The sequence below is a fragment of the Mesorhizobium sp. M8A.F.Ca.ET.021.01.1.1 genome, from assembly GCF_003998025.1.
Lineage (GTDB): Bacteria > Pseudomonadota > Alphaproteobacteria > Rhizobiales > Rhizobiaceae > Mesorhizobium.
Map to the genome: position 1 here is coordinate 1 of NZ_RZSJ01000604.1, position 3,677 is coordinate 3,677.

The 3,677-nt window shown below is 63.4% G+C and carries 5 protein-coding genes; 2 read left to right on the top strand and 3 right to left on the bottom strand.

Translation table 11 applies throughout. From position 1 onward, the window contains the following. Positions 1-911, bottom strand: a 911-nt coding sequence (locus EOA36_RS30615) for an ATP-binding cassette domain-containing protein (protein WP_127280662.1), incomplete at its 3' end; no start/stop codon positions are given. Between the two features lie 216 nt (positions 912-1,127). Between EOA36_RS30615 and EOA36_RS30620 the strand changes: the two genes are divergently transcribed. Both EOA36_RS30620 and EOA36_RS30625 read left to right on the top strand, forming a co-directional pair. Further along, positions 1,128-1,334 (top strand): SlyX family protein, encoded by a 207-nt coding sequence (locus tag EOA36_RS30620; protein ID WP_123151274.1) that lies wholly within the window; start codon positions 1,128-1,130, stop codon positions 1,332-1,334. A gap of 22 nt (positions 1,335-1,356) precedes the next feature. Further along, positions 1,357-1,755: a hypothetical protein gene (locus EOA36_RS30625; protein ID WP_127280663.1), complete on the top strand. Its 399-nt coding sequence runs from the start codon at positions 1,357-1,359 to the stop codon at positions 1,753-1,755. 62 nt (positions 1,756-1,817) lie between these two features. Here EOA36_RS30625 and EOA36_RS30630 read toward each other — a convergent pair whose 3' ends face one another. Both EOA36_RS30630 and EOA36_RS30635 read right to left on the bottom strand, forming a co-directional pair. After that, positions 1,818-2,807 (bottom strand): BMP family ABC transporter substrate-binding protein, encoded by a 990-nt coding sequence (locus tag EOA36_RS30630; RefSeq protein ID WP_127280664.1) that lies wholly within the window; start codon positions 2,805-2,807, stop codon positions 1,818-1,820. Positions 2,808-3,058: 251 nt separating this feature from the next. Beyond that, positions 3,059-3,382, bottom strand: coding sequence for a hypothetical protein (locus EOA36_RS30635; protein ID WP_127280665.1), 324 nt, complete (start codon positions 3,380-3,382; stop codon positions 3,059-3,061). Positions 3,383-3,677: the final 295 nt, after the last annotated feature.

The following is a 3,677-nucleotide window of genomic DNA, read 5'->3' on the forward strand; positions in this document are numbered from 1 at the left end:
GCGTCACCATGGTCGACGACGTCTCCTTCGACTTGCGCGCCGGCGATGCCGACGATCTCGCCGGCGCGCAAGTCGAAGGAGACGTCGTCGACCATGGTGACGCCGCGGGAATCCCTGACCGTCAGGTTCTTGACCGCGAGCTTGAGGGCACCGGCCTCGGCGTCGCCCTTTTCGACCCGGAGCAAGACGCGCCGCCCGACCATCAGCTCGGCCAGCTCCTCGACGGTGGTTTTCCTGGTCTCCCGGGTCGCCACCATCGTGCCCTGACGCATGACCGACACGGTGTCGGTGATGGCCATGATCTCGCGCAGCTTGTGGGTGATCAATACCACCGTCTTTCCCTGTTCCTTCAACTGTCTGAGGATGCGGAACAGGTGGTCGGCCTCGGCCGGGGTCAAGACGCCCGTCGGCTCGTCGAGGATCAGGATTTCGGCGCCGCGATAAAGCGCCTTCAGGATTTCGACGCGCTGCTGCAGGCCGACCGGCAGTTCCTCGATGATCGCATCGGGATCGACTTCCAGCCCGTATTCGCGTTCCAGCCGGTCAAGCTCGGAGCGCGCCTTGGCGATGCTGCTCTTCAGAAGCGCATCGGTTTCGGCGCCGAGGATGATGTTCTCCAGCACCGAGAAATTGTCGACCAGCATGAAATGCTGGTGCACCATGCCGATGCCGAGCGCGATCGCGTCGTTGGGGGTCTTGATCGACGCCGGCTTGCCGCCGACACGGATCTCGCCGCTGTCGGCCTGGTAGAAACCGTAGAGGATCGACATCAGCGTCGACTTGCCGGCGCCGTTCTCGCCGACGATGCCGTGAATAGTGCCGCGCGCGATCTCCAGATTGATGTCGCGGTTGGCGCGCACCGCGCCAAAACTCTTGTTGATGCCTGTCAGTTCGATTGCGGCTTGCGCCATGCAGCCTGTCCCACTCTTATTTTTTTATCGCTTGGTCAAAATGCCTAGCATGACGCTCCGCCCATGCCAATTGTCCGGAGCAGCGTCCACTCTCGACAAATCCGCGCGCGCTTGTCAATTTCGAACGTGGCCGAAGCTCTCGCATTCGCTAATATGGCGAGGTCGATTTGACGTTGCGGCGCAAGGTGTCGCGGTACGAACTGGGGACTTTGCATGATCATGCCCGCCGACCGGCTGACGACGCTGGAAATCCGCGCCGCCGAGCAGGAGAAGACCATCGAGGAACTGTCGGGCCAGATTGCCGAGCAGTGGAAGGTGATCGAACGCATGCAGCGCAAGCTCGATGCGTTGACCGACCGCTTCCTGGCCCTTGAAGAGCAGGCGGCACCGGATGTGCCGGTGACCAAACCGCCACACTGGTGAGGAGAAGGGGAGGGTCCTGGCCATGGCCGGTGAAAGCGACCGCATCGCAAGGGCCGGCGATTATGTGCTGGGCCTGATGAACGATGCCGAGCGCGAGCGGGCCGAGCGCGATCTCGAGATCGACCCTGCCTTCCGCGACGCGGTGGTGCAACTCGCCGAACGCATGCATGTTTTCGACCGTGCCGAAAAACCAGCCGGCGCCAATCATTGGGCGCTAGTCACGCAACGCCTCGCCGAATTGCCGCAAATGCGCAGCGTTGGCCTGGGCGGCAACGATGCCAAACCGCCGACAGTGATCCGAAGCCTGTCCCGACAGCCGTACGGCGTTCGCGTGCACGCGCTGGGCGGCAAGCGTGGGTACGTGGTCGCTATGGCACTGATCGCGGCCTTCGCGCTGGGTTATCTCGCCGGCAAGCTGTAGGCCGACACAAAACCGCCGGGCGTTGCCCGGCGGTTCCAGTCATTGCCGTTTGGTGCCGCCGATCAATAGGGGCAGGCGTTGTCGGCTGTGTAGTCGTGCACCTGGATCTTGCCGGCGATGATGTCGGCCTTGGCCTTTTCGACCGCCGCCTTCATTTCGTCGGTGACCAGCGCCTTGTTGTTGTCGTCCATGGCGTAGTCGACGCCGCCTTCCTTGAGGCCGAGATTTTGCACGCCACCTTTGAAGGTGCCGTTCTTGCCGTCCATGAAGGCATTGTAGACGGCGACGTCCACACGCTTCATCATCGAGGTCAGCACCTTGCCGGGCTGCAGGCCGTTCTGGTTGGAATCGACGCCGATGCCGAGCTTGCCGGCATCAGCCGCCGCCTGCAGCACGCCGACGCCGGTGCCGCCGGCCGCGGCGTAGACCACGTCGGAGCCCTGGTCGATCTGCGTCTTGGCGATCTCGCCGCCCTTGGCCGGGTCGTTCCAGGCAGCCGGCGTGTCGCCGGTCATGTTCTGGATGACATCGGTCGCGCCTGCCGCCTTGGCGCCGCCGACATAGCCGCATTCGAATTTGCGGATCAGCGGGATGTCCATGCCGCCGATGAAGGAGACCTTCTTGGACTTCGAGGCCATCCCCGCCAGGATGCCGACGAGATAGGAGCCTTCATTCTCCTTGAACACCAGCGAACGGACGTTGGGCAGGTCGACGGCATCGTCGATGATGGCGAAGTTCAGGTCGGGATAATCTTTTGCGACCGCTTTGAGGGCGTCCTCCCAGGCAAAGCCGGCCATGACGATGGGGTTACGGCCGTCCTCGGCGAAGCGGCGCAGCGCCTGCTCGCGCTGCGAGGCGTTCGACACTTCGAACTCCACATATGCAACGCCGGTCTCGGTCTTGAATTTCTCGGCGCCGTGGTAGGCCGCCTCGTTGAAGGATTTGTCGAACTTGCCGCCCAGATCATAGAGGATGGCCGGCTGGACATCCGCGGCGAAAGCCGGAAGAACCATTGCGGTTGCGGCCAGGAGGCCGAGAACGATACGTTTCATGTGATCCACACCCTGTCGGTTATTTTTTCCGTTACGCACCGCCTGTCTGCCCGGTTCTCCGGCAGGCAAACGACGTTAGCCAGGAGTGTATTCCCCTCCCGCTCCCGGGCAATCTGGCACGGCCCGAAACAAAATTCACGCGGAATTTTGACCTTTTGGAAAAGCATGCCATGGGCACGCCGCGCCGCGATCCGATCCTTGCGCGGAAGCCGTCAGGAGGTGGCCGGAATGGCGCGGGCGATGCCGATGGGTCAGTTCGCGGCGAACTGTCCCGTGCGCCGTTGCCGCCGGTAGCCGATGGCGTAAAGCAGGAAGGCCAGCACCGCGAAGACGGCAAAGCCCGGCTGGTTGAGCACCCAGGCGACGGCGCCATCCCACAGCAGCGGACTGGCCTTGGCGCGGACATAGGTTTCGAAGGCCGCCCGCGTGTCCGGCGAGACAGCCAGCCAGCTGGCGTTGAGCGGGGTCAGCACGAGGGCCGAAGCCGCCACCGTGCGCGTCGTGTCGAGCACCGCCATGATGACGGAAACCGACAGCGCGACCATGGCCGCAAGACGAAAGACGAAGCGAAACATCAAGGCTCTCCCCCGGTTCATCCTGGAGCTGACCAGGAGCCTCCGGCACATGTCCCGAACCAGAAATAGAATGCGTGCGGTTTGTCCGCAATCGCGATACGCGAATTTGAAGGTTCGCGCTTTCTGAACCCTATGCGACTGGCCTGCGCCCGCGGCGGTGAACGAGCCAGACGGCAAGGATGCCGCCGGCAATGGCGCCGACCACCAGCCCGGCCAAGCCGATGAAGGCGGCGAAGTAGCCGCAGCCGCCCTCGAAGCAACTGACCTCGGCGACATCGGCAATCACCGAGCCAGC